At 52.4% G+C, this 23412-nt stretch carries 21 protein-coding genes and 1 pseudogene; 8 read left to right on the top strand and 14 right to left on the bottom strand.

Annotated elements, in window-relative coordinates; all coding sequences use genetic code 11:
* Positions 1-32 precede the first annotated feature (32 nt).
* From G3I67_RS12150 to G3I67_RS12140, 3 genes and pseudogenes are all read right to left on the bottom strand, one after another.
* Positions 33-2192 (bottom strand): annotated as a pseudogene (locus G3I67_RS12150) (cyanophycin synthetase); the annotation flags it as partial.
* Between the two features lie 118 nt (positions 2193-2310).
* Complete coding sequence (locus G3I67_RS12145; protein WP_163655716.1) at positions 2311-3336, bottom strand: aldo/keto reductase; 1026 nt, start codon at positions 3334-3336, stop codon at positions 2311-2313.
* Between the two features lie 83 nt (positions 3337-3419).
* Entirely contained in the window at positions 3420-4400 is a 981-nt protein-coding gene (locus tag G3I67_RS12140) for a tripartite tricarboxylate transporter substrate binding protein (protein WP_163655714.1), read from the bottom strand.
* A 142-nt stretch (positions 4401-4542) separates the two neighbouring features.
* Here G3I67_RS12140 and G3I67_RS12135 point away from each other — a divergent pair, with 142 nt between their 5' ends.
* Entirely contained in the window at positions 4543-6618 is a 2076-nt protein-coding gene (locus G3I67_RS12135; RefSeq protein WP_163655712.1) for an O-linked N-acetylglucosamine transferase, SPINDLY family protein, read from the top strand.
* Here the strand turns inward: G3I67_RS12135 and G3I67_RS12130 are convergent, their stop codons facing one another.
* A complete protein-coding gene (locus tag G3I67_RS12130; RefSeq protein WP_235931898.1) occupies positions 6619-7203 on the bottom strand; it encodes a carboxymuconolactone decarboxylase family protein in 585 nt (194 codons plus the stop codon). It abuts the gene before it with no gap.
* A gap of 97 nt (positions 7204-7300) precedes the next feature.
* Between G3I67_RS12130 and G3I67_RS15100 the strand changes: the two genes are divergently transcribed.
* Complete coding sequence (locus G3I67_RS15100) at positions 7301-7432, top strand: hypothetical protein (RefSeq protein WP_260074494.1); 132 nt, start codon at positions 7301-7303, stop codon at positions 7430-7432.
* Here the strand turns inward: G3I67_RS15100 and G3I67_RS12125 are convergent.
* The 4 genes from G3I67_RS12125 to dinB all read right to left on the bottom strand — a co-directional run bounded on the left by G3I67_RS12125 (position 7429) and on the right by dinB (position 11648).
* Entirely contained in the window at positions 7429-7866 is a 438-nt protein-coding gene (locus G3I67_RS12125; protein WP_163655711.1) for a DUF934 domain-containing protein, read from the bottom strand. The two genes, G3I67_RS15100 and G3I67_RS12125, sit on opposite strands and share 4 nt — an antisense overlap.
* 34 nt (positions 7867-7900) lie before the next feature.
* On the bottom strand, positions 7901-8701 hold the full coding sequence (cobA, locus tag G3I67_RS12120) for a uroporphyrinogen-III C-methyltransferase (protein ID WP_163655709.1): 801 nt from the start codon (positions 8699-8701) through the stop codon (positions 7901-7903).
* Complete coding sequence (locus tag G3I67_RS12115) at positions 8698-10413, bottom strand: nitrite/sulfite reductase (protein ID WP_163655707.1); 1716 nt, start codon at positions 10411-10413, stop codon at positions 8698-8700. The genes cobA and G3I67_RS12115 overlap by 4 nt, the downstream gene beginning before the upstream one ends.
* A gap of 89 nt (positions 10414-10502) precedes the next feature.
* A complete protein-coding gene (dinB, locus tag G3I67_RS12110; protein WP_163655705.1) occupies positions 10503-11648 on the bottom strand; it encodes a DNA polymerase IV in 1146 nt (381 codons plus the stop codon).
* 101 nt (positions 11649-11749) lie between these two features.
* Between dinB and G3I67_RS12105 the strand changes: the two genes are divergently transcribed.
* A complete protein-coding gene (locus G3I67_RS12105; protein ID WP_163655818.1) occupies positions 11750-12823 on the top strand; it encodes a 3-deoxy-7-phosphoheptulonate synthase in 1074 nt (357 codons plus the stop codon).
* A 13-nt stretch (positions 12824-12836) separates the two neighbouring features.
* Here G3I67_RS12105 and G3I67_RS12100 read toward each other — a convergent pair whose 3' ends face one another.
* Genes G3I67_RS12100 through G3I67_RS12085 form a run of 4 tightly spaced genes read right to left on the bottom strand, consistent with a single transcriptional unit; the run spans position 12837 to position 16797 of the window.
* Positions 12837-13664: an amidohydrolase family protein gene (locus G3I67_RS12100; protein WP_163655703.1), complete on the bottom strand. Its 828-nt coding sequence runs from the start codon at positions 13662-13664 to the stop codon at positions 12837-12839.
* A gap of 43 nt (positions 13665-13707) precedes the next feature.
* The gene (locus G3I67_RS12095) at positions 13708-14901 is read right to left on the bottom strand and encodes a CaiB/BaiF CoA transferase family protein (protein WP_163655701.1); all 1194 of its coding nucleotides are present in this window, start codon (positions 14899-14901) and stop codon (positions 13708-13710) included.
* A gap of 25 nt (positions 14902-14926) precedes the next feature.
* Entirely contained in the window at positions 14927-15898 is a 972-nt protein-coding gene (locus G3I67_RS12090) for a tripartite tricarboxylate transporter substrate binding protein (RefSeq protein WP_163655699.1), read from the bottom strand.
* A 20-nt stretch (positions 15899-15918) separates the two neighbouring features.
* Positions 15919-16797: an HpcH/HpaI aldolase/citrate lyase family protein gene (locus G3I67_RS12085; protein WP_163655697.1), complete on the bottom strand. Its 879-nt coding sequence runs from the start codon at positions 16795-16797 to the stop codon at positions 15919-15921.
* Positions 16798-16950: 153 nt separating this feature from the next.
* Here G3I67_RS12085 and G3I67_RS12080 point away from each other — a divergent pair, with 153 nt between their 5' ends.
* The 5 genes from G3I67_RS12080 to G3I67_RS12060 all read left to right on the top strand — a co-directional run bounded on the left by G3I67_RS12080 (position 16951) and on the right by G3I67_RS12060 (position 21642).
* Positions 16951-17937: a Bug family tripartite tricarboxylate transporter substrate binding protein gene (locus G3I67_RS12080; protein WP_163655695.1), complete on the top strand. Its 987-nt coding sequence runs from the start codon at positions 16951-16953 to the stop codon at positions 17935-17937.
* A gap of 7 nt (positions 17938-17944) precedes the next feature.
* Positions 17945-19228 (top strand): 3-isopropylmalate dehydratase large subunit, encoded by a 1284-nt coding sequence (locus G3I67_RS12075; protein ID WP_163655693.1) that lies wholly within the window; start codon positions 17945-17947, stop codon positions 19226-19228.
* Positions 19225-19743, top strand: coding sequence for a LeuD/DmdB family oxidoreductase small subunit (locus tag G3I67_RS12070; protein ID WP_163655691.1), 519 nt, complete (start codon positions 19225-19227; stop codon positions 19741-19743). The genes G3I67_RS12075 and G3I67_RS12070 overlap by 4 nt, the downstream gene beginning before the upstream one ends.
* Positions 19743-20642 carry an isocitrate lyase/PEP mutase family protein gene (locus tag G3I67_RS12065; protein WP_163655689.1) on the top strand — a complete coding sequence of 300 codons (900 nt, stop codon included), beginning with the start codon at positions 19743-19745 and terminating at the stop codon, positions 20640-20642. The genes G3I67_RS12070 and G3I67_RS12065 overlap by 1 nt, the downstream gene beginning before the upstream one ends.
* A gap of 325 nt (positions 20643-20967) precedes the next feature.
* Positions 20968-21642 (top strand): TerC family protein, encoded by a 675-nt coding sequence (locus tag G3I67_RS12060; RefSeq protein WP_163655687.1) that lies wholly within the window; start codon positions 20968-20970, stop codon positions 21640-21642.
* 158 nt (positions 21643-21800) lie between these two features.
* On the opposite strand, the gene G3I67_RS12055 is transcribed toward G3I67_RS12060, so the two are convergent.
* The gene (locus G3I67_RS12055; protein WP_163655685.1) at positions 21801-22487 is read right to left on the bottom strand and encodes a TerC family protein; all 687 of its coding nucleotides are present in this window, start codon (positions 22485-22487) and stop codon (positions 21801-21803) included.
* Positions 22488-22707: 220 nt separating this feature from the next.
* A complete protein-coding gene (locus tag G3I67_RS12050; RefSeq protein ID WP_163655683.1) occupies positions 22708-23403 on the bottom strand; it encodes a nitroreductase in 696 nt (231 codons plus the stop codon).
* Positions 23404-23412: the final 9 nt, after the last annotated feature.

Below are 23412 nucleotides of genomic sequence, written 5' to 3'. Positions count from 1 at the left end.
GCCGTATTGTTGGATCATCAAGTTTCGAGCTTGAACGCTTCCAGGCCAGCTTGAATCAGGTCGGTTGGGAAATCCAGAGCCCATGCAGCTGCAGCGGCAGCCATGACGCATCGGATCTGTTCCGGCTTGCTCCCATTTTCAGTGACCGGAATTTCGGCCAAGTCGCACAACGCAGTTTTGACTGAACCTTCGGCAAGAATCAGTTTGCCGTTTTCGACCAATATCGCGCGCTTGCCCTCCGACAGGTGGTCAATCACCATAGGCAGATTGGGGTCCAGACTGTACAAGGTGACCGAACCGCCACTGTACTGGGCAATTTCGGCGACATTCGGGTCTTGCGCATTCAAAACCGAACAACCATCTTCGAGAACAACATCTGCCTGGGTTCTGTAAACCTTCACAAGATCCGAAGCCTCTTCGAAGTCATGGTAGGCAATATCCGGACGTTTCATCTCGTCCGTATAAATGATGTTTGTGACGATACCTACAGTACATTTTTCGTAAGCGAGACCATTTTTGATGATTTCCATCCCGCTATTTTCAATAACGGCAGCTTCGACTTCACAGTTCAACAGCAGGCGACGTGCATCATCCCAGGTAGCGCAATTGCCGGCACGTAACTGTCTTTGTCCGATCGCTAAGCCTTCTGTGCTTGCAATGCCGGTTTTCAGTCCACGCAGACTCAACAGGCTGTGGACAATTCTGGCGACCAGAGTCGTGCCTTCGGATCCGGTGATACCGACTAGTGGCATGATACCGTGTTCGCCCTCGGGAAACATATGATCCAGAATGATTTTTCCGACCGGTTGCGGCTCGCCTTCGGCAGGCTTTAGGTGCATCAGTAAACCGGGCCCGGCATTGACTTCGACAATCGCACCGCCTTGCTCATTGAGAGGACGTGAAATATCAAGTGCGACCAGATCGATGCCTGCAACATCCAGCCCTACGGCTTTGGCTGCGAGTGCTGCCATGGCAGTCACCTCGGGGTGAACATCCTTGGTGCAGTCGAACGCAACGTTGCCGTTGCGCTGAATCAGGACCTCAACTCCCGCAGCCGGAACAGCGTCTGCATGCAGCCCCTGACGTTCAAGTTCAAGTCTGGCGGCAGAATCAATACGCACGGGATTGAGCGGCTGATCTTCATCCGACCCGCGGCGGGGATCGGAATTGATCTGAATTTGTATGAGTTCATGAACGGTATGCTTTCCGTCGCCGATTACCGATGCGGTTTGGCCTTTTGCCGCAGCAGCAAGCTTGCCGCCGACAATCAGCAGGCGATGTTCATTGCCGAGGATAAAGCGCTCGACCAGTACGCCTGAACCTTCGTCCACGGCGACATCGTAAGCCGCTTCTACTTCTTTTTGCGTCAGCAAATTGGTGAATACGCCGCGACCATGATTGCCATCGACTGGTTTAACCACGACGGGCAAGCCCAGATCCTGAGCTGCATCCCAGGCATCGGCGGCGCTATCGACAGCACGACCCTGAGGAATCGGCACGCCGCAGGCCTCTAGCAATGACTTGGTCAGGTCTTTATCGCGAGATATGGTTTCCGCAATCGCACTGGTGCGGTCGGTTTCAGCTGTCCAGATGCGGCGCTGCTTGCAGCCATAACCGAACTGGACCAGATTGCCGGTGTTTAGACGGATTACAGGGATTTCACGGTCTTCAGCAGCAAAAGTAATGGCTGCCGTGCTGGGACCCAGGCAGTGCTCCTGGACCAGCTCGCGCAGGTGGGCCAATCCGGCCTGAAGGTCATAAGGCGTGTTTTCCATCGCGGCGAGAACAAGTTTGCGACCCTCGAAAAGAGCGGCTTTCGTCACCTCGAATTGCCATGCGCTGACGACGACTTTGTATACGCCGCTTTTATTCGTTTCGCGGGCTCGTCCGAAATGTCCGGGTACGCCTGCAAGATCTTGCAGTGCGATGGTGACATGTTCGAGAACATGGCAAGGCCATGTGCCTGTGCGCAGTCGTTGAAGAAAGCCGCCTCGCACGCCGGGGCTACAGCGGTGCTCGATCAGGCTGGGCAGCCATTCGACCAATCTTTCGTACATGCCGGGAACTTTGTCTGAAGGGCATTCTTCAAGCTCGCCGATATCGATCAGCGATTCAAGGGTCGGAATGTAGCTCCAGAGATTGGGGCCGCGTAGGTGTACGATGCTCTGGATGTCGATATCACGTTTACTCATGTCGCGCTTAATCCCGGTGCGATGCAAATTGAACTCTAATGTTCAAGATTATCGCAGTAAAAAGCCGGGACGTTGGGCGTAGAGTAATCGGTTGAAACGGATACCTTCGCTTTGCAACCTAGTTGCGGGGTTTTCTTCCCTGGATCGGATATTGGGGATCAACGAATCCATGGGTGGATGCGTAGCCCTGGGGCACCAGACGATCGACTAGTGCCTCGTCTTCAGCCGTTAGCTGGACATTCAAGGACAAAACATAGTCCTGCCATTGATCAAGCGTTCGGGGGCCTCCGATCACTCCGCTGATGCATCGGTTGTTTAGTGCCCAGGCAATGGCGAATTGGGTCGGACTCAGACCGCGGCTTTGGGCATATGCTTTAAGCTCATTAGCGACATTCATGGACTCAGGCCTGAATTCAGTCTGGTGCATGCGTCGATCGCCTCGCCCGGCCCGGCTGTTGGCGTCGGGAGCCACATCGGGTTGATATTTCCCGGTCAACACCCCGCGTGCAAGCGGGCTGTAGGCCACCACGCCCACTCCATAATGGTTGCAACTTGGAATCAGTTCGGTTTCGATCAGGCGCGTGACGGCGCTATAAGGGGGCTGGCAGACAATTGGTTGGGGCACTCCCATGCGGCGCGCGGTTTCAACCATACGTGCCACACGCCAGCCACGAAAGTTAGACACACCGTAATAACGGATTTTGCCAAGCTCGATCAGACGGGCGAAAGTCGACAGCACCTCTTCAATCGGGACGGATTCGTCATCCCGATGCATGTAGTAGACATCGATGTAATCGGTGGCCAGGCGTGACAAGCTGTTGTCGACTTCGCGCATGACCCAGTGTCTGGATGTGCCGCGATCATTCGGCTCGTTGCCGATTGGATTGGCGACTTTGGTGGCCACTACCCAGCGCGAGCGATCTTTTGCGATCAGTTTTCCGACCATCTTTTCGGATTCACCGCCGGCGTAGTTATCTGCGGTATCGATTGCATTCAGGCCGGCATCACGCGTGACGGCCACCATTTCGCGAGCGACTGCCTCATCGGTTTGGTCACCGAACATCATGGCCCCAAGCCACAGGCGAGGTACGCGCAATCCGCTTGCGCCAAGTGTTTCGTAAACAGGTGGTTTGTCAGTTGCCATGATGCATATCCGGGTCGGTGGTCAAGTATTCGAAAAGCTTACATGACGGCGACCCGATATGGGAGGCATTTTTTTAGTCCAATTCAATCGACGATGAGCTTGATCTGTTTGGTCAGGGAGCCAAACTCAAGCAGTTCTTCATCGATCTGGGCCTTCATTTCGGCCGGAGTGTTGCCAATTGGTTCAGAGCCCATTTCCAGTAATTGCTTGCGAACTTCGGGCATATGGACGATTTTGATGATTTCGTTGCTCATTTTGGTGATGACGTCGGTGGGGGTGGCCGCAGGCGCCAAAATTCCGAACCAAGTGCCAAAGTCAAAGCCGGGCAAGACCGTTTCGCTCAATGTCGGAACATTCGGAAGGGCGGACGATCGTTTTGCTGTTGTGACAGCCAGGGCTTTGGTTTTGCCGGCATTGATCTGGGGGAGCGCCGATGAAACCGTATCGAACATCACCTGTACCTGGCCACTGACCAGATCTGCCACTGCGGGAGAACTGCCTTTGTAGGGGATATGAACAAGTTGGGTACCGGCTTTAAGATTGAATGATTCACCCAGCAAGTGATGCGCGGTTCCGGCACCGGCCGAGCCGTAGTTCAATTTTCCGGGTTCCTTTTTAGCCAAGGCGATCAGATCCTGGATGTTGTTGACCGGAACCTTTGCGTTGACCACAACCACATTGGGGATCATGGCGACCATGCTGACCGCCGCAAAATCACGTCCAAAATGATAGGGAAGGTTTTTGTAGACGTTTTGCGCGATCGTATGGTGAGCTGCGCCCATCAGAACGGTGTAGCCATCGGGCGTGGATTTGGCGACATAGTCGGCGCCAAGCGTGGCTCCGGCGCCGGGCTTGTTTTCGACAATGACGGTTTGTCCCCAGGAGGCGGTTAGCCGTTGCGCGAGCAGGCGGGCCAGTGCATCGGTCGATCCACCGGGTGCGAACGGGACGACGATTTTGACTGTCCGATTAGGAAAGTTCGCTGCACTTTGCGCTTGCGCAGCTAAGGGGATGCCGGTGATAGTTAACGCGCAAAGAAATAGACCGGTGAATATTTTTTTCATGTGGATTGCCTCGCTTGTTTCTGCACGAATCGGTTGAATGACTGTTTAAACATAACACGCAGAAATCGGCCGCGTAAGCATTTAAACCGGATCGTAACGAATTCGTAAAGGATCGTTTGGCAAAACCCCTTAAAATCGCGGCATGAACGCCTCTAATCCATTTTCGACGCCTCACGCCAAGCTTTCGGTTGCGCAGCAACTTACCCTCATGTTTCAGCAAGGGCTCGACCTGCATCAACAGGGTCGATTGTCCGAAGCGCGCTCGTTGTACGAGGCTGTGCTGAAAAAACAACCCAAGCATTTTGATGCTTTGCACATGTTGGGTGTTTTGTGTTTTCAGTCCGGACAACTGGACCGTGCTGCGACCTTGATCAAAAAAGCCATCGCACTGGTGCCGGATTTTGCGCAAGCCCACAACAACCTCGGAAACGTTCTACAAGATCAACGCTTGTTCGATGCCGCATTGGTCAGTTACAACAAGGCATTGGCCCTGGATCCGGGTTTTGCCGAAGCGCATAACAACCGTGGTGATTTGTTGCAGGTTCTGGGGCGCTGGGATGCCGCTCTGGCTAGCTATGACAGAGCCATCGAACTGGATTCTTCCAACGCAATTGCGTTATACAACAGAGGAAATGCATTAAAAGCCATCGCTCGTTACGACGATGCGATCGCCAGTTACGACCGGGCAATCGAGCTTGTTTCCGATTATGCCGACGCCTGGCATAACCGTGGCCACGCTTTGGCTGAACTTCGAAAATTCGAACAGGCAGTGCAAAGTTACGATCGGGCACTTGCATATCGAGATGATATTCCCGAGCTTGCAGGCACGCGCCTGAATTTGAAGATGCATATGTGTCAGTGGTGTGACTTCGATCGCGAACTTGCGTTGTTGCTTGATCAGGTTGACGCCGGCAAGAAGGTATGTCCACCGTTTCCCTTTTTGGCCCTGTGCGATGATGGCGCACGACAACGCAAGTTGGCAGAGCGTTGGGTGCGGGATCGTTTCCCTAAGAAATCGCCGGCCAGTCCGATTCCTAAGCGGGGCAAACATGAAAAAATCCGTTTAGGTTATTTTTCCGCCGATTATTGGAACCATCCTGTTGCCTATCTAATCGCGGGTGTTTTCGATCATCATGACAGGTCTCGATTCGAGGTGCATGCGTTTTCAAGCGGACCCGATACCCAGGACGCAATGCGCAAGCGGTTGGAACAGAGTTTTGATCATTTTCATGATGTGCGCGAAAAATCCGCCAAAGACGTTGTTGCGTTGGCCCGCAAGCTCGAAATCGATATCGCCATCGATCTGAGCGGGTTGACTAAAGGATGCCGTCCGGATTTGTTCGCTGCACGCGTGGCGCCTATCCAGATTAACTATCTGGGTTATCCAGGTACGATGGGCGCAGATTTCATCGACTATGTGATTGGGGATCCGATTCTGATCCCAACTGAAATCAATCAAGCTAAAAATGGCTCGCCTGAAACGCAATTGCCCGATAGCCTTTCTTTTTATAGCGAAAAAATCATTTTTCTTCCGCATAGTTATCAGGCCAATGACAACAAGCGCCCCATTGCGAATCGAACCTTCAATCGAGCTGAACTGAATCTTCCGGAATCCGGTTTTGTCTTCTGCTGCTTCAATAGCAATTACAAAATTCTGCCTGCAACATTCGACAGCTGGATGACTATTCTAAAAGCGGTGCCGGACAGTGTGTTGTGGCTGTTGCAAGGTAGCGATCAGACACAAAGCAATTTGCGTCATGAAGCACTCTCTCGGGGCGTGGACCCATCGAGACTTGTTTTTGCACAAAATATGCCCGTTGAACTGCATTTAGCCAGGCAACGTGCCGCTGATCTATTTCTGGATACATTGCCGTATAACGCGCATACGACAGCAAGTGATGCATTATGGGCAGGCTTGCCAGTGCTCACCATCGCAGGGCAGTCATTTGCAAGTCGGGTCGCGGCCAGCTTGTTGCATGCCATCGACTTGCCGGAATTAGTGACAACATCTGCCTCTTCGTTCGAGGCACTGGCCATCGAGCTGGCCGGTAACCCCGAAAAATTGAGAGGGATTCGCGACAAGCTCGCCCAAAATAGATTATCGAGTCCTTTATTCAATACCGGCCTGTTTACGCATCACCTCGAATCGGCCTTCGAGTCTATTCACGCGCGTCGACTGGCCGGTCAAACGGTTGATCACTTGCGGGTCAACCCTTGATTAGCGCAGTTTTTCGGGAAAGGGTAGTGGCTTGTCCGCGGGCGATGGTTCGTTTCCTAGACTCAATAACATCGCGATCGTGACATATGTTCCGCTGACCGCGATCAGATCAACCAATTGTTGTTCGCCCAATACAGCTTTTGCATGTTCGAACAGCTCATCGCTGATTTCGTGCGTCTTGGTCATCGTCATGCAGACATCGTAGACGACCTCTTCATCGGGTTGCATATTGCGTGGGCGAATATTGGCTTTGAGGTCATCGGCGATCGAGGCGGGTAACCCTGCCTTCAAGGCGATTGGGTAATGCGCGAACCATTCAACCTGAGAGGTCCAAATTCTCGCCTGGATCAGAATTGCAAACTCGTTCAGTCTTTTCGGAAGTGACGAGCCAAATCGCAAGTAATCGAGCAAGTGTTTGATGCGTGCAGCGAACTCGGGGCTACGCAGCATGACATTGTAGGGACCACCCAGGCCGATGCTTGAAATATCCAGAATCTCTTGCGCTAGTCCGCGCGATTGCGGTGGCACTGTGTCCAAGGTTAATTGTGCAAAGCGCTTTTCTTTTTGTTGATTGCCTGTGGTCATGCGTTGTCTCCCCTAGTTCGATTGAGCGTGATTTTCTTATAAGGAAATAAGAAATCGATTGTTCGCAAATTTGAATTGCGTCTCTATGATTGTAGTCATGAAAAAGACACATTCAACCACTCGTTATCGCAGTTACTTTTTTCGTGCTGTTGCGATCGTCTGCATGCTGTACGGCGTATCTCTGATCGCCGATACAGCTGCGGCGGCAACTCTGTCGCGATTGATTTAGATCATCTTTTGCTGCCAGGGCGAAAGCGTTCCGTCTTGCGCGCCCTGATAGTGTCCCGCGAAGGGACGCAGTATGTTTTCGGCCAGTTCCGAGGCACCCGGATCCGGAATGTGAAAGTGTGTGAAACCAACACGTTTCAGAAGAAACACGATTTCCTGATTGATTTCGCCAAGCGCGTGTAATTCAGCACTAAAACCTGCTTCGCGCAGTCTTGCCGCTATGGAGTATGAACGTCCATCCGTGAATTTTTCGAACCGGATACCGATTGCTTTGGATTGTTTGAACTCTTTCGCTATTTTTTCGATTCGTCCGGTCAACGAATCGCCATCCTGGCGAGCCAAGAGTTCGACCGGATCAATGACGATATCAATTTCTCCTTTGTAATCCAGGCGTTGTCCTTTGTTGTCGAAAACAAAATGATTGGTTGTATTCATGTCGGTTTCCTCATGTCTTGTTCCAAATGTCGGTTCAACCAAAGGCGATTGCTTGCGTGATGGCTTTATCAAGAGGTGCATTTGCGCAAAACGGATCCGACTGCGATTCCGATTCTGATTGAACCTTGGCTAGTCCAAGGGCCTCTCCGACCAGTAAGCTAACAGGCCCTGCATAATGTTCTAGGCCGTTTTGTGCGATGTCGGCCAATTTCAATTTCAATCGCGCGCCTGAGCGGCTGGCCGATTCAACCACGCAAACAGGCGTATCGGGATGACGACCACCCTCAATGAGCAATGTGCCAACCTCTTTGGCCTGTGTGCCGGCCATGTAAAGCACTACGGTTTCGGCGACAAGCGCGCATCTTAGCCATTGTTGATCATTGTCGGTTTCACGCCGTCCAACGCGAGGCGTCACGAATGCCACACTTCTGGATACACCTCGCAAAGTCAGGCTGGTTTGTAAATCAGCTGCGGCAGAGCAGGCCGCGGTGACACCTGGAACGATTTCGATGTCTATGCCATTTTCCCTGCACGCGCGGATTTCTTCTGCCGCACGTCCGAAAATCGATGGGTCGCCACCCTTAAGGCGCACAACATTTAACCCCTGTTTGGCGTAGCCAACAAGTGCCCGACAGATAAAGGCCTGCTCAACCGATGGTTGGTCATTGCGCTTTCCAACTTCCACCCATTTCGCGTTGAGGTTTGCCATCTTCATGCCCTCAACGTCCATTAGGGCATCATGCAGGATGACTTCGGCTTGGCTCAACAACCTCCAGGCTTTGCGCGTGATGAGTTCAGGATCGCCCGGACCCGCGCCTATCAGCCAGACTTTCATGCGATGTCTCCCGCCGTTTCTGTTGCGTGCACATCATCACGTTTTTTTGCAGGTTTGCGAATTGCGTCCGCTGCGTTGGCGAATATTTGTTTGCCTAGCCTCTCGACCGCCTGACGAAAAGTCTCGCCCGCAAGCCGGTTTTCCAGATAAGTGTCGATGACTTCTTCGACAGCGTCTGCGATTTCGTCTTCGGCAAAAGCTCGGCCGATAATGGTGCCAAGCGCGGCAGGGGCGCCATGTCCGGAATGACCACCAAGCAGCATTTGATAAAAGGCAGCACCATCTTTGTCTACGCCGAGAATGCCGATATGACCGACATGATGATGACCACAGCTATTCATGCAACCTGATATCCTGAGGTCCAGCGGGCCGATGTTCTCTTGTGCGTCTAGCGAGTCGAATCGTGAAGCGATGTCTTGAGCGACCGGAATCGAACGCGCATTGGCCAGCGCGCAAAAATCGCCACCGGGACAGGCAACCATTGCGCCGATTAGCCCGCCAACGGCATGATGGAGATTGATCTCGCGCAAAGCTTCGTAGAGTCGCGGCAAATCCTTTTCCTTCACAGCAGGCAAGACAAAATCCTGTGTATGACTGACGCGGATAAATCCCTGACTGAACCGGTCGGCAATATCGGCAAGCGCCTCCATCTCATCGCTTGTCACATCCCCTGGTGGTCGGGTTTTGGCTTTAAGCGGAACAAGTATCGCTGCAAATCCCTTGTGACGGTTTGCTAATCTGTTTTTTGACAGCCAGCGCTCGAAAGATTTCTGATCCTTGTCTTCAAAGACTCGATATAAGTTAGGATGGAGTTCGCCCGCTGACCAATCCGGTTCCGCGAACGATTCCTTAACGCGTTCAAGTTCCGCTGCAGGCAATTTGTGTACCCCATGGCGCAAACGTTGCCATTCCTGTTCAACCATTTCCCTGAAGGTTTCCAGCCCAACTGTGCGCACCAGGATTTTGATGCGTGCCTTAGTTAAATTGTCGCGCCGCCCCAGTTCGTTATACACACGCATCACAGCATGGGTGTAAGTCAGCAAGTCCCCCCAGTCCAACCGTTCTTTGATGACAGGACCGAGAATGGGCGTTCTACCCAGCCCGCCGCCCACGCGTACGCGAAATACTGCAGGTTCGGCCTGAACAACTTCAAAAGCCATGTCGTGGATTTGAACCAATGCCCGATCTTCCGGCGTACCTGTCAGTGCGACCTTGAATTTGCGCGGCAAGAAGCAAAGCTCCGGATGAAAAGTGCTCCATTGCCGCAACAGTTCCGCATAAGGGCGTGGATCGAGTATTTCTTCCGGAGCGATACCGGCCAAAGCATCGCTGGTGATGTTACGCAAACAGTTTCCGCTTGACTGAATGCCGTGTAATCCAACTTGGGCCAAATCCGACAGGGCTTTGGGTGCATCATCCAGTGATATCCAGTTCAGCTGCATGTTCTGGCGCGTCGTTAGATGTCCGTAGCCTTTGTCGTAGCGTCGAGCCACATCGGCGAGTGCCCGCAATTGCCGGCTGTTGAGCATCCCGTAGGCAATGGCGATTCGCAACATGGGCGCATGACGCTGAATATACAAACCATTTTGCAAACGCAGCGGTTTGAGGTGATCATCGCTCAGTTTTCCCTGCTGGTTGCGACTGATTTGTCCCGCTAGCTGGTTGGCACGCTCCTGAAGGCGAGCGGTGTCGAATGCATTGAGTTGGTACATATGTCTGACCTGGCAAATTTCCTGAATCAGCTAGGCTAGGTCTTGAGTCTCGAGAGGTCAAAGATTCATTTTTTGTTTGCTTATAACTTTCAAAAGGGAAGTTGGGCTTGTTCAGCGTTTTTTTGCGAACTTTCTTGCGATAAGGGCGACAAGCCTGATGCCCTCACTCCAAGCAGGCGTATTTTCTGGCTCAGTTCAACGCGCTTGAGACATTCTCCCGCCACCTTGCGGATAGCCTCACCGGTATGAATGTCGTTTTTTAGCGTGATGTCGCGTGTGACAACCTGAAAATCCGCGAATTTCAGTTTGATCCCGATCGTTCGGCATCCGTATCCCTTGCGAAGCAAATCGCCGGCCAGGCGCATGCAAAGGTTGGTGAAAATTTCCGTCAGCACCGTGCGATCGGTTTTCACGTGCAAATCCCTTTCAAACGTGGATTCCCGACTGATCGACTTGGGTTCGGACCATGTCACGACGGGCCGGTCGTCGATGCCATGGGCTGCCCGATTCATCCATGTGCCAGTGCTACGACCAAAATGCGCGATGAGCAGTTCGAGCGGGGCGGCGGCTAATTGACCGATTGTGTTGATATTCAGGCTTTCGAGCTTCAGATTGGCTTTCGGACCGATGCCATTGATCTTTTTGGCGGCCAAAGGCCAGATGCGCGTTTGAATGTCCTCTTTGGCCAGGATTGTGATGCCATCGGGTTTTTGCAAATCCGAACAAATTTTGGAAAGCAACTTGTTCTCGGTGATTCCGATCGAACAGGTCAGCCCTGTGGCTTCGAGCACGCGCGCCTTGATGCGCCGGGCAAGCGTGAGCGTGTCTTCATCGATTTCGGTCAAATCCACATAAATTTCATCAATGCCCCGATCTTCAATATGAGGGGCAATGCTTGCAACGGCCGATTTGAATAATCTGGAATAGTGGCGATATGCTTCGAAATTGGCTGGCAGCAAAATGGCATCTGGCGCAAGTGCAGCCGACTTCATCAGCCCCATGCCCGAAAACACGCCAAGTGCCCGTGCCTCGTAGGTCGAAGTCGTAACCACCCCCCGACCCGCATATTCTTTTAATCTGGCGAATCGGGCTTGGCCCGCATCGTCGCGACTTACAACGGCGTTGCGTCCGCCCACCACAACGGGTTGACCTCGCAGTTCTGGATAACTCAATAATTCGACGGAAGCGAAGAAGGCATCCATGTCGATATGAGCGATACGGCGCGCACTTGACATAGCTAAAGTGTATTTGAAGATCGGCCTTAAAATGGGTGCTACGCTAGGTTTCTTTTCAATCCTGAATCAATACACCGCTTTTTGCGCCATCCTAAATGACCATGACGACCGCACCCCTCATCGATAACCTGCACGTTGCCGCCTTTCATCCGATGCCCACCCCTGACGAGGTGCATGCCAAGTTGCCTATCACCAAGTCGGCCGAGGCGACGATCGAAAAAGGCCGTTCGGATCTGATCGATATTCTTCAAGGCAAGAGTCCGCGCCGCATTGTTGTGGTCGGACCCTGCTCCATCCATGATCCGGTTGCGGGACTCGAGTATGCGCAACGACTCAAGAAGCTATCGGATGAAGTCTCCGATGTGCTGATGATTATCATGCGGGTCTATTTTGAAAAGCCTCGCACCACTGTGGGGTGGAAGGGCTATATCAACGATCCGCACATGGATGACTCATTTCGGATCGATGAGGGAATGTTGCTGGCGCGACAGTTTTTACTCACCATTAACGAGCTCGGCCTGCCAGCAGGCTCCGAAGCGCTTGATCCGATATCCCCTCAATATCTGGGCGATCTGATTACCTGGACTGCGATCGGAGCCCGCACAACCGAGTCACAGACTCATCGCGAAATGTCCTCGGGATTGTCCACGCCGGTCGGTTTCAAAAACGGAACCAATGGTGATGTTTCGATCGCGATTAATGCCATTTTGTCTGCCGCCCGGCCGCACCGATTCATGGGGATCAACGGCAACGGTCAAGTTTCGATTGTGCACACTACCGGCAACCCCTATGGCCATCTCGTTTTGCGCGGTGGCGACGGTCGTCCGAATTACGATACCGTGTCGATTTCATTGGCCGAAGAGGCTATGAAAAAAGCCAAGCTTACGCCTAACATTGTTGTCGACTGTTCGCATGCCAATAGCTACAAAAAGCCGGAATTACAACCTCTTGTGATGTCCGACGTGATTAGTCAGATCGTTGCCGGAAACCGATCGATCATAGGCATGATGATCGAATCGAATTTGGTGGCTGGCAATCAGCCTATCCAGGCTGATCGCAGCAAGATGATTTATGGATGTTCGGTTACGGATGGTTGCGTGGATTGGGCAAGCACCGAAATGATGATCCGGGATGCGGCCACCCGCTTGCGTGGGCTGCAGGCCGCCAGAGATTGAGTGATCTCTGGGGTTAAGCGGCTTCGAATCCGTAAAGCGAAGCCGGATTGTCCACCAGAATTTTCCGTATCACGTTTGTATCCTGTGTCCAACGATCAAGAAGATCAATCAGCAAGGCATCGTCAGGTTTGTCTTTTTCGGTGGGGTGGGGCCAGTCGCTACCCCAGACCAGTCGATCGGCCCGCGCTTGAATCCAGCTTCGTGCAACCGCATCGATGTCACGATATTCGCCTTGCGCACCTTGCTTCGAATCCAAGTATGGACCTGATAGTTTGAGCCAGGTGCGCCCTTGATCCAATAACTTGCGAATAATGGCGTGTGCCGGATGCGAAACGCCAATAGGTTGAGGCATTCTGCCCATGTGATCGATCACGATCGTGGAGGGCAAGCGCATGAGCATGGCCTCGTGTTGCGCGTACTGATCCGCGGTCCAGTGCAATTGAACATGCCAACCCAGTTCGTGAACTCGGCGAGACAAAGGTTCGACCATTTCGAAGCTCACAGCGGCGTGTGCAGGAGTGTAGAGCGAAAACCTGATGCCTCGAATGCCGCCGTCATGCAGTTCTTGCAGAGTGCGATCGGTCACATCGTCACGCAAAACAGCGACACCGCGAGTGTCCTTGATCCCAAGTTGTTTGATCGCATCGAGTGTTACCCGATTGTCTGTGTCGTAATTGCGGGGCGTCACAACCACGGTGCGCGATGTGCCCAATCTTTTTTGCAGCAATTTGTATTCTGCGACCGAAGCCAGTCCGGGCAGAGTTGCCGCATCAGCCGCGCGAGGAAATTTTGCATCGTAGATATGCATATGAGAGTCGCACGCGTGGCGAGGAACTTGCATGCTCGGAGGGTTGGTTCCCGTTGAGTTTGGAATGTTCATATTTCTAAGGTTTATTTTTTGTCGGATCGGATTCGTCTAGAACGGCATCATTATGCTGACCAAGCGTTGGAGCGGTAAATGCCTCCGGTCCTGGTGTGCGGCTAAATTGGATGGTGCGCTTGAGGCCACGATAATTTCCAACTACCGGGTGCTTGAACTGTCCGATCATGTCTTGCGCAAGGACCTGTGGATGATCGAACATATCTTCGACGCTGCGCGCCGCGGAGCTTGGAACCTCTTCGCCAAAAATCGCTTCCCATTCGAGGGCGGATTTTTTGGCCAGCGCCTCGCGCAATATCGGCACAATCACGCTTTGCTGTTGCGCACGTTTGCGCACGGTGTCGAACCTCTCGTCATCCGCAAGTGCATCCAGGCCGACTTTATGGCAAAGCGCTCTCCAGAAATGCGCCGTATTGGCTGAAATGTATAGATACCCGTCTTTTGTCGGGTGCAGGCCTGTGATTCCCCCGGAGCGCATATCCCTGCCTACATCGCGACCTTCGCTCTCGGCCCAGATGAGCCTTGCCGACTGCATGGTGAGCGCGGCGGTCAACAAGGATACGCCGACAAATTGTCCGATGCCGCTGCGCTCCCGCTCGTAGAGCGCGGAAGACACGCCTGCCGCGACTAGCGCGGCGGCATAGTAGTCGACAACGGAGCCGTACAGAATTTCGGGGGGGCCATCTTTTTTGCCCTGCATGGTGCACATGCCGGTCATAGTTTGCAACACCTGGTCGTAACCGGCTTTTTCTTTAAGCGGACCAGTTTCGCCATAACCACTGACTGCGCAATAAATCAACCTGGGATTGATCGCATGCAATTGTTCATGACTAATACCCAACCTGGGCGCCACGCTGGGCCTGAAATTGTGCACAAGAACATCCGCCGTACGAATCAGCATCATCAGTCTGGCCAGATCCTTCGGATTTTTCAAATCCAGCATCACGCCGAATTTACTGCGATTCACGCCCAGAAACGCACGGCTTTCGGTTTCAAGCGTCGAGGGGTATTTGCGCAGATTGTCGCCTGCCGGGGGCTCGATTTTGATTACCTCGGCGCCTTGGTCAGCCAGTAAAGAGCAACCGTAAGGGCCGGCGATGTATGCGGATAGGTCCAGAACACGCACACCGGTCAGTGGGCCGGTTGCCCCTTTGCGGTTGAGCCTGTTTGCCATGTTGGGCTGAGCTGAAGTTGTCATGATGAATTAAAGAGTATGTCGACGTCTATTCGGGTTGAATGTCAGCGGTTGCGGCGATGACTTTCCATCGCTTGATTTCATCTGCCAGATGTTTGCCGAAATCAGCCCGCGATTTCAGCACAGGCAAGGCGCCTTCTTTTAGGAAAAATGCCTTCATGTCGTCCGACTGCAAAATGCGGTCGATCGAATCGTGTAGCCGATCCAGAATAGGATCTGGAGTGCCTGCGGGCGCCAGAACGCCCCACCACAAATCCACCGAGCCTTTTTTATATCCGGATTCTTTTAATCCGGGCAGATTCGGGGTGACAGGTGATCGTTCTGCGGTCGTCACTGCGATGGCGCGAATTTTATCCCCCTTGACTTGTGAAAGTAGGGAGGGTGCGCTTGCGATCAGCAGGTCGATTTGACCACCAATTAAATCAGTCACGGCCGGGTTCATCCCTTTATAAGGGACATGAGTCAACTTAATACCGGCAGCATCGCTGAGCAACTCGGTTGCAAATTGATTGATGCTTCCCACCCCCGAAGTGCCATAGTTCAGTTTGCCAGGGTGTTGTTTTGCGTAACTCACCAGATCGGGGATTGTTTTAATCGCCGTTTGTTTGCCGACGGTCACCAGCAAAGGGCCAGAGGCCATCATGATCACGGGCGCAAAGCTTTTTCCGGCGTCATATGGCAAATTCGTCCGGATTGCAGCGCCTGTCGTGAATGTCGAGGACACCACAGCGAGCGTATAGCCATCCGCAGGCGCTTTGGCCAATAAGCTATTGGCCAGAATGCCACCGGCCGCGGGCTTGTTCTCAACGACAACGACTTGGCCCAGGGCTTGTTGCAAAGGCTTGGCAATCGCGCGAGCAAACGTGTCGTTCGAGCCTCCCGGAGCACTTCCGACCAATAAGGTGATAGGTTTACTTGGATAGCTTGAACCGGCTTGAGCCAGGCAAGTTGCATGTACGGCGACAGACGCTATCAGGGCTGGAATGAGTTTGATAAGCATATTGATGCATCCGGATATGGTTATTCGATCAAGCCCATTTGACGTGCTTGCGCAACCAGTTTCAATGCGCTTTGGACAAAGGGTGGGTCAATCATTTTGCCATCGACTACATAAGCGCCTAAACCTTCTGCGTCGGCTTTTTCGGCGGCTTGGATCACTTTGAGCGCGTGCGCGATCGACGCATCGTCGGGGCGGAAAGCCTCATTAGCCATGGTAATTTGGGTCGGATGGATGCAGCTTTTGCCGGTGAATCCCAATCTGGCCGCAAAAGCGGCTTCCGCCCTGAAGCCCTCGGTATCCTTGATATTTGCAAATGCTCCATCAAATGCAGCAATTCCGGCTTCAGTTGCAGCCATTTTGACTTGCATCATTGCATAATGGACCGCGAATGTTTCGTTTCGTGAAATCGAGGCAGGTTCAAATAAATCGGCAAGCCCAAGCTGTAGTCCAGAAACGCGGGGATGGGCACTCGCCAGTTCATAGGCGATCCTCAACGCTTTTGGCGTCTCAATGTTAAGCAACAATTGGACGGCGGACGATCCGTCGCGATTAACCTGGTTTCTTTTTTCGGCTTGTTCGATCAATTCAATAGCCTCCAAAACAGCTTGCGCGCTATCCGGCTTGGGCAGATTGATCATGTCGAGCCCGGGCTGAACGATTTCGGCGATATCCCGCTCGAAATAAGGTGTATCCATGGCATTGACCCGAACAATGATGACTTTTTGGCTGTTGCGCGCCGCGCAAGATTGCAGCCATGTTTTAAGCGTCTCGCGAGCTTCATCCTTTTTGGCCGCGGCGACCGCATCTTCCAGATCGAACGAAAGGCCATCGGCCTGACTGTTCAATGCTTTATCGAATAGTTCGGGTCTGGAGCCCGGAACGAAGAGTTTGCTGCGCATCGGTAGGTGAATCCTTTAATCGGAAATATCTAGGCATCTGGAGGTTTATAGAATAGATTCGTCCTTCTCACCACAGATTTAGGCACGACAAGATTCCGAGCAAGGATATTTCTCCGACCCGATTCGGAGCTTCGATCAAGAAGAGGGGACAAATTGAATATTCATATTTCGAAATTAAAAACACTTTTGGCAGTGGTCCTTTTTGGTGTCGGACTCAATCCTGCCCTAGCGCAGAATGAATCTTCGACTAGATTTCCGACCAAGACGATCAAATTGGTCGTCGGTTTTGCGCCAGGTGGGGGAACCGATTCATCGGCACGCACGATTGCAATGAAGATGTCCGAGCTGCTCGGACAGTCGGTCGTCGTTGAAAACCGTGCCGGAGCAGGAGGGAACATTGCATGCGAAATCATCGCGCGCGCTACTCCGGATGGCTACACGATCGGACTGGCCAATATCGGCTCCTTGGCGGTCAATCCGCATGTGCAAGGCGGTACCAGCTACAACACACTCAAGGATTTCGAAATGATTTCCGGCGGTGTTGCGTTTAGCAATGTGCTGGTTGTGCGTTCCGATAATCCGATTAAGAGTCTGTCTGATTTCGTTAAGGCGGGTCAAAGCAAGGATAAACCGCTCTTTTATGGCTCTGCCGGCATAGGAAGTGCCGGCCACCTGTCGGGAGAGCTCTTCAGAATGAAGACCGGCATGAACACGGAACACATTAATTACAAGGGTGGTGGCCCGGTGATGACGGATCTTCTGGCAGGCAACATCGAGGCAGTGTTTGCCAGCGCCCCAACGGCGGTTCCATTGGTGAAGTCCGGACGACTTCGCGCACTGGCTGTGACAGGAGCGCAACGCGCTCAAGCGTTGCCCGATGTTCCGACTATTGCCGAACTCGGGTATCCGGGCTATCAGGCAACCAACTGGTACGGATTTATCGCACCCGCCCATACTCCGAGGGAAATCATCGATAAGCTGAATAAGGTCATTGTCACCGCATTAAATGATCCCGCCACCAAAGAGCGATTGCTCAATAGTGGCATGGAACCTGATCCCACGACTCCGCAGGCCTTTGCCGATTTTGTCAGGCAAGAATATGGCACCTGGGGCAAAGTGGTGAAAGATTTAAAGTTGTGAGGAACTGATGGGCTTAACGATTGTTGAAAAAATCCTTGCCCGGCATGCTGGCAAAACATGCGTTAAAGCCGGAGAGGTCGTAGTTGCCGAAATCGATTATGCGATGGTAACTGATACGCGAGCCATCAACACGATCAAAATGATCGACAAATTTGGCGATAAGCCTTTGCGGTTCGCCGACAAGACATCGTTGGTTCTGGACCATTATTCTCCGCCCCCGACTCTGGAGGCGGCTGAAATCCACAGCGAAATGCGCCGCTTTGCACAAGAGCGCAAGACCAATCTGTATGACCTCGGGGATGGAATTTGCCATCAGGTCCTGCCGGAAGGCGGGCACCTGACTTGTGGTGATCTGGTTGTAGGCACGGACACGCACAGCGTGACCTACGGAGCGTTCAATGCCTTCGGAACCGGGGTTGAGGGTACTGATGTCTCAGCAGTCATGATGAGCAAAAAACTTTGGTTCAAAGTGCCCGAAACCGTTCGAATCGAGTTGCAGGGACGTCTTGCTCCAGGCGTATGGGCCAAAGACATTACGCTATCGATGTTAGGCAGATTCGGCGCCGAGGGGTTGAACTATCGTGCGATCGAGTATGTCGGAAGTGCTGTTTCGGCGATGGATATCGATGACCGTATGACGCTTTGCAATCATGCCGCCGAACTTGGAGCCAAAGCAGCCATTCTCGAGCCGGATGAAAAAACCTTTGCGTGGCTCAAAGCACACGGCGCCCGGGAGCCCTTGCCCACCTTCGCAGATGGGGATGCGCAATATGCGCAACGCTTTGTTGTGGACGCATCGTCGCTCGCACCTCAGGTCGCGCGTAAACATGAGGTGGATGATATCGTTGCCGTGACTGAAATCGAGCGTCAGGCGATCCGGTTTGCCCTGATCGGGACGTGTACGAATGGACGACTGGACGATATTCGGCAGGCGGCAGCCGTTTTGAAGGGGCGCAAACTTGCCCCTGGTGTCCGCATGATTGTGACCCCGGCTTCCAGGCAGATTTATCTGGCTGCATTGCGCGAAGGTCTGATCGAAACACTCATCGCGGCCGGCGCGTCATTCGAGGCCGCAGGTTGCGGTACTTGTGTCGGTATCACCAATCATCTTGTGCCCGGTGATGGCGACACAGTGATTTCCACAGCAAATCGTAACTTCAAAGGCCGTCTGAACAACAAGAATGCGGATATCTGGCTAGGTTCGGCCGCCACCGTTGCTGCATCCGCATTGACTGGCTTTATTACCGATCCGAGAACGGTCGAGGGTGGAACCTGGAGGTCGGTGGCATGAAAATTCAAAACGCATTGATTTTTTCCGGCAAGGCCTTCGTGTTGGGTGATGACGTCAATACGGATATCCATTGTTCGAATAAATATATGCCCGGCAAGGATGTCGCTTACGTGGCTGCCCATGCTTTTGAGCAACTGGACTCGGCGTTGGCTGGTGATGTTGCCGCGCAAGGCGGTGCAATCCTGGTCGCTGGCGATCATTTCGGCATTAATTCCTCGCGCGAACAGGCTGTGCATGTCATGCGTACGATGAATATCCGGGCAATTGTCGCCAACTCTTTTGGTCGTCAGTTTTTTCGAAACGCGATCAATAATGGCTTGCCAGTATTTGAGTGCGACACGCGTCATGTGCGGGCCGCTCAGATGATTGATGTCGATTTCGTAAGTGGTTCATTGAAGGTCGATGGTGTCCTGCATACAAAAGTTGAACCTTTGCCACAAGAAATCTTGGCCATTTTGTCTATGGGAGGGCTGATCCCATTCCTTCAAAAATATCCCGATTGGAATTTTGCCTGATGAATATGACTCCTTCGCTTAAGCGCAAACGACTGCGTGCATTGCTCAATGCCCCTTATGCCCTTCAGGCACCGGGAATTTATGACGGATATGGCGCAAGGCTAGTACAAGATGCGGGTTTTGAAGCTTGTTACATGACCGGCAATGGGGTGTCGGCTGCATTATTGGGGCGCCCGGATGTAGGTCTCGTTGATTTGACGATGATTGCCGATCATGCCCGGCGCGTGGCTTCATGTATCGATATCCCTCTGGTCTGCGACGCCGACACAGGGTATGGCAACGTTGTGAATGTGCGTCGCACGATCGCCGAGTTCGAAGCTGCCGGCGTGGCGGCTATTCACATCGAGGATCAGGTATCGCCAAAACGTTGCGCCCAGCTGCCGGGTGATCGCACAGTGCTGGATTTCAGCTCAGCCGTGGGTAAGATTGCCGCAGCCAGCGCAGCCCGTAGCGATTCGGATTTTGTGCTGATCGCGCGAACGGATTGTGTAGGGGCTTTTGGTATTGATGAAGCTGTTCGTCGAACTCGGGCCTTTGCAGCCGAAGGCGCGGATGTCGTGTTTGTCGAGCTCAAGAATAATCCGGATATTTTGCGGCAAATTCGCTATCTCAAAGACAATGTTCAAGTGCCGATGGTCATTAACATGGATACCGGAGGTGCAGTCAGGCAATTGCGCGCGGCTGAGCTCAAGCAAGCCGGAATCGATCTGGCTATTTATCCTGCCTTGGCGCGCGGCGTATTTGGATACGCCATGACACAAGCTTTAAATCATTTAAATACGCATGGAAATATAGAGAATTTTGCTCAAACCAGCATGTTTTCTTCGGCGCAATATAACGCCGCCCTAGGGTTGGAAGACATTGAGCAATGGGAGTCTCGATTTGATAAAAGTTTGTAACAAATTGTGAAAGATCCTCTGATTTGTTTGACTTTTGATTTTTGAGATTTTAGACTTTGCCCCGTACCTGAAATGCTTCATCGCAAGCGTTTTTCAAGGGGAGTAGCCAGTCGGTCAACCAGCTTGACTGATGATGTGTTCGTCAATACGTGACAGATCGGTATGCGATCGTCTCCGGGCACATCGGATATCGACATCTTAGATTCGTTATTTAGGCAAGACCTTGGCGGCTGATTGCCGGCAAGGGCCTTTTGTTGCGCTCGCCCTTACTCGTCCAATCCATGCCGCCTGGTTTTCCATTTTTTTGAGCGCGCAGGAGCAATGCATGGACATCTTTTCAATAGAATTTCTGACCGCTCTCGGTGCGATCATTTTGATCGACCTGGTATTGGCAGGCGATAACGCACTAGTCATCGCGATGGCGGCCAGAAGGCTGCCGCCGGCGGATCAGAAAAAGGCGATTGTCTGGGGAACCATCGGGGCAATCGTAGTTCGTTCGATCATGACATTGGGGATCGTTTGGCTGCTCAAGATTCCCGGCCTGTTACTAGTAGGTGGGGTGTTGCTTATCTGGATATCGATCAAATTATTGATTTCGTCCGACTCCGACGAGGATTCCGACTCACACCAGGCCTCTACCACGCTGATGGGAGCGATGAAAACGATTGTGATCGCTGACGCGGTTATGGGAATTGATAACGTACTTGGTGTTGCTGGCGCTGCGCAGGGCAGTTTCCTGTTGGTCATACTGGGTCTGTTAATCAGCATTCCAATCGTTGTCTGGTGTAGTGGCCTGGTGCTTAAGCTGGTTGATCGCTACCCTCAGATTATCTATATCGGCTCCGCTGTTCTGGCCTGGACCGCTGCAGGAATGATCTTGAAAGAGCCTTTGGTGAGTGACTGGATTGCGCCTGTAGTGAATTGGTCCTGGGCGTTTACGATTGTTGTCGTTGCCGCAGTTATGTTGATCGGCTATACGAGCAACAAGAAGTCAAAATGAGCAAACAACCTTTAAACTCAGCTAACAAGCAAACACTAACGCTTAGACCGCTGATGCAATAATCGTTTAATGCTCCGAAAGAGAAAACGCCGTACAGATTAATCTGTACGGCGTTTTTTGTATCGACCGGCCAAGCTGACCAGTCAATATTCAGGATGTCAGGCAGCTGAATGCGCAGCCAGCTTTCTGGATCCCCAAGTTTTGCCGATTAGCAATACGAGAGCTGCGCCGACAGCGGGACCGGCGTAGTGAAGCCAATGCCCGTTCGCATCTACCCAGGCGCTAACAGCAGGATCCGTCACGGCCATTTCACCGGCAACCCAACCCAACAGGGCCGCACCGATGGTAATGATGACTGGAAACCGTTCCATCAGCTTGAGCAGCATGGTTGCGCCAAAAATCACCAGGGGGATACTGATGGCCAAACCGATAATCAACAGCAACATGTTATTGTTTGCGGCCCCGGCAACTGCAATCACGTTATCCAGGCTCATGACCAAATCGGCAAGCAGAATGGTTTTGATTGCGGTCATCAGGTTGCTGCTCGATTCGATGTTTTCTTCACCGTCTTCGGGTAGCAGCAATTGAATACCGATCCAAAGCAGCAAAACCGAACCGATTAGCTTGAGATAAGGCAGGCCAAGCAACTGAACGGCAAATATGGTCAGCACGATTCGCATGACAATGGCGGCACCGGAGCCCCACATAATCGCCTTTTTCTGCTGTTCTGCCGGTAGCGAACGCGCGGCAAGCGCAATCACAACCGCGTTATCGCCCGAGAGTACGATGTTGACGCCAATAATCTTTAAAAGAGGCAGCCAAAAATCAGTGAGTGAAAATTCCATGTTATGTCTTGTGTTCAGTGGTTGGAAACATCCCGTATTTGGCATACGGAGCAGTTAGTGGTGATCAGTTTACACCTTAAGTTACAAATTAATACAAATAGAGGTTTTTAGTTACATAGATGTTAAAAAAATGCTGCGACGCATATTGCGTCGCAGCATTTTGATTGCTGAATTGTTGATCGTTTATTGTTTGAAAACCTTGCAACCTGGTAGTGGTGTATCAATCTAGAAATCGAGTAAAACCTGATACTGGTTCACGTTCACTGATCAGGCTGTTTTCGATGCGGGAGTGATCGGCGTAACCCAAAGCCATGCCGCAAATGACCAGTTCGCTCTCGGGGATGCCTGTGACCGATCGTATAACAGGGTGAAACCGGTTAAATGCGGCCTGGGCGCAGGTGTCTAAGCCGCGACCGCGAGCCGCCACCATGAAGTTTTGCAGAAAACACCCGAAATCCAGCCAGGAGCCAGTGTTCATCGTGCGATCCATCGTAAATATCAAGCCGACTGGCGCATCAAAAAAAACATAGTTTCGGCCGTGTTGCGCTTGCATGCCGGCTTTATCGTCTTTGCCTAGCCCGAGAAGCTTGTACAAATCCAGACCGACTTTGCGACGACGCTCAATGTAGGGTGATGCCCACTGATCGGGGTAGTAGCGATATTCTTCGGTCAAGGATTCGAATTTTGCTTTGTCAGAATAGACCTTGAGGATTTCGTCGGACAACCGGGTTTTGATGGCGCCGGTCAGCACATAGACTTTCCAGGGCTGGGTGTTCGAGCCCGATGGTGCGCGGGCCGCGACCTCCAGCATGCGTTCAATATCTTCACGCGCTACGGGCGTAGGCAAAAACGCACGCATGGAATGACGGGACGTGATAGCCTCGTCGACGATTTGCTGCTCTTTTGTTTGAATCATTTTTATTGT

Source organism: Sheuella amnicola (assembly GCF_010499255.1).
In the GTDB taxonomy this organism is placed as follows: domain Bacteria; phylum Pseudomonadota; class Gammaproteobacteria; order Burkholderiales; family Burkholderiaceae_B; genus Zwartia; species Zwartia amnicola.
The sequence above is the reverse complement of the archived record's forward strand: the minus strand, read 5'-3'. Positions and strand labels throughout refer to the sequence as shown.

Bases quoted from the DNA above. Each gene is read 5' to 3' on its own strand.
- G3I67_RS12070 (WP_163655691.1), top strand. From the start codon at position 19,225: ATGAAAATTCAAAACGCATTGATTTTTTCCGGCAAGGCCTTCGTGTTG.
- G3I67_RS12085 (WP_163655697.1), bottom strand. From the start codon at position 16,797: ATGCGCAGCAAACTCTTCGTTCCGGGCTCCAGACCCGAACTATTCGAT.
- G3I67_RS12130 (WP_235931898.1), bottom strand. From the start codon at position 7,203: ATGACCACAGGCAATCAACAAAAAGAAAAGCGCTTTGCACAATTAACC.
- G3I67_RS12060 (WP_163655687.1), top strand. From the start codon at position 20,968: ATGGACATCTTTTCAATAGAATTTCTGACCGCTCTCGGTGCGATCATT.
- G3I67_RS12050 (WP_163655683.1), bottom strand. From the start codon at position 23,403: ATGATTCAAACAAAAGAGCAGCAAATCGTCGACGAGGCTATCACGTCC.
- G3I67_RS12055 (WP_163655685.1), bottom strand. From the start codon at position 22,487: ATGGAATTTTCACTCACTGATTTTTGGCTGCCTCTTTTAAAGATTATT.
- G3I67_RS12065 (WP_163655689.1), top strand. From the start codon at position 19,743: ATGAATATGACTCCTTCGCTTAAGCGCAAACGACTGCGTGCATTGCTC.
- G3I67_RS12100 (WP_163655703.1), bottom strand. From the start codon at position 13,664: ATGCAAGTTCCTCGCCACGCGTGCGACTCTCATATGCATATCTACGAT.
- G3I67_RS12095 (WP_163655701.1), bottom strand. From the start codon at position 14,901: ATGACAACTTCAGCTCAGCCCAACATGGCAAACAGGCTCAACCGCAAA.
- G3I67_RS12090 (WP_163655699.1), bottom strand. From the start codon at position 15,898: ATGCTTATCAAACTCATTCCAGCCCTGATAGCGTCTGTCGCCGTACAT.
- dinB (WP_163655705.1), bottom strand. From the start codon at position 11,648: ATGTCAAGTGCGCGCCGTATCGCTCATATCGACATGGATGCCTTCTTC.
- G3I67_RS12075 (WP_163655693.1), top strand. From the start codon at position 17,945: ATGGGCTTAACGATTGTTGAAAAAATCCTTGCCCGGCATGCTGGCAAA.
- G3I67_RS12145 (WP_163655716.1), bottom strand. From the start codon at position 3,336: ATGGCAACTGACAAACCACCTGTTTACGAAACACTTGGCGCAAGCGGA.
- G3I67_RS12125 (WP_163655711.1), bottom strand. From the start codon at position 7,866: ATGAATACAACCAATCATTTTGTTTTCGACAACAAAGGACAACGCCTG.
- G3I67_RS12115 (WP_163655707.1), bottom strand. From the start codon at position 10,413: ATGTACCAACTCAATGCATTCGACACCGCTCGCCTTCAGGAGCGTGCC.
- G3I67_RS12105 (WP_163655818.1), top strand. From the start codon at position 11,750: ATGACGACCGCACCCCTCATCGATAACCTGCACGTTGCCGCCTTTCAT.
- G3I67_RS15100 (WP_260074494.1), top strand. From the start codon at position 7,301: ATGAAAAAGACACATTCAACCACTCGTTATCGCAGTTACTTTTTTCGT.
- G3I67_RS12140 (WP_163655714.1), bottom strand. From the start codon at position 4,400: ATGAAAAAAATATTCACCGGTCTATTTCTTTGCGCGTTAACTATCACC.
- G3I67_RS12135 (WP_163655712.1), top strand. From the start codon at position 4,543: ATGAACGCCTCTAATCCATTTTCGACGCCTCACGCCAAGCTTTCGGTT.
- cobA (WP_163655709.1), bottom strand. From the start codon at position 8,701: ATGAAAGTCTGGCTGATAGGCGCGGGTCCGGGCGATCCTGAACTCATC.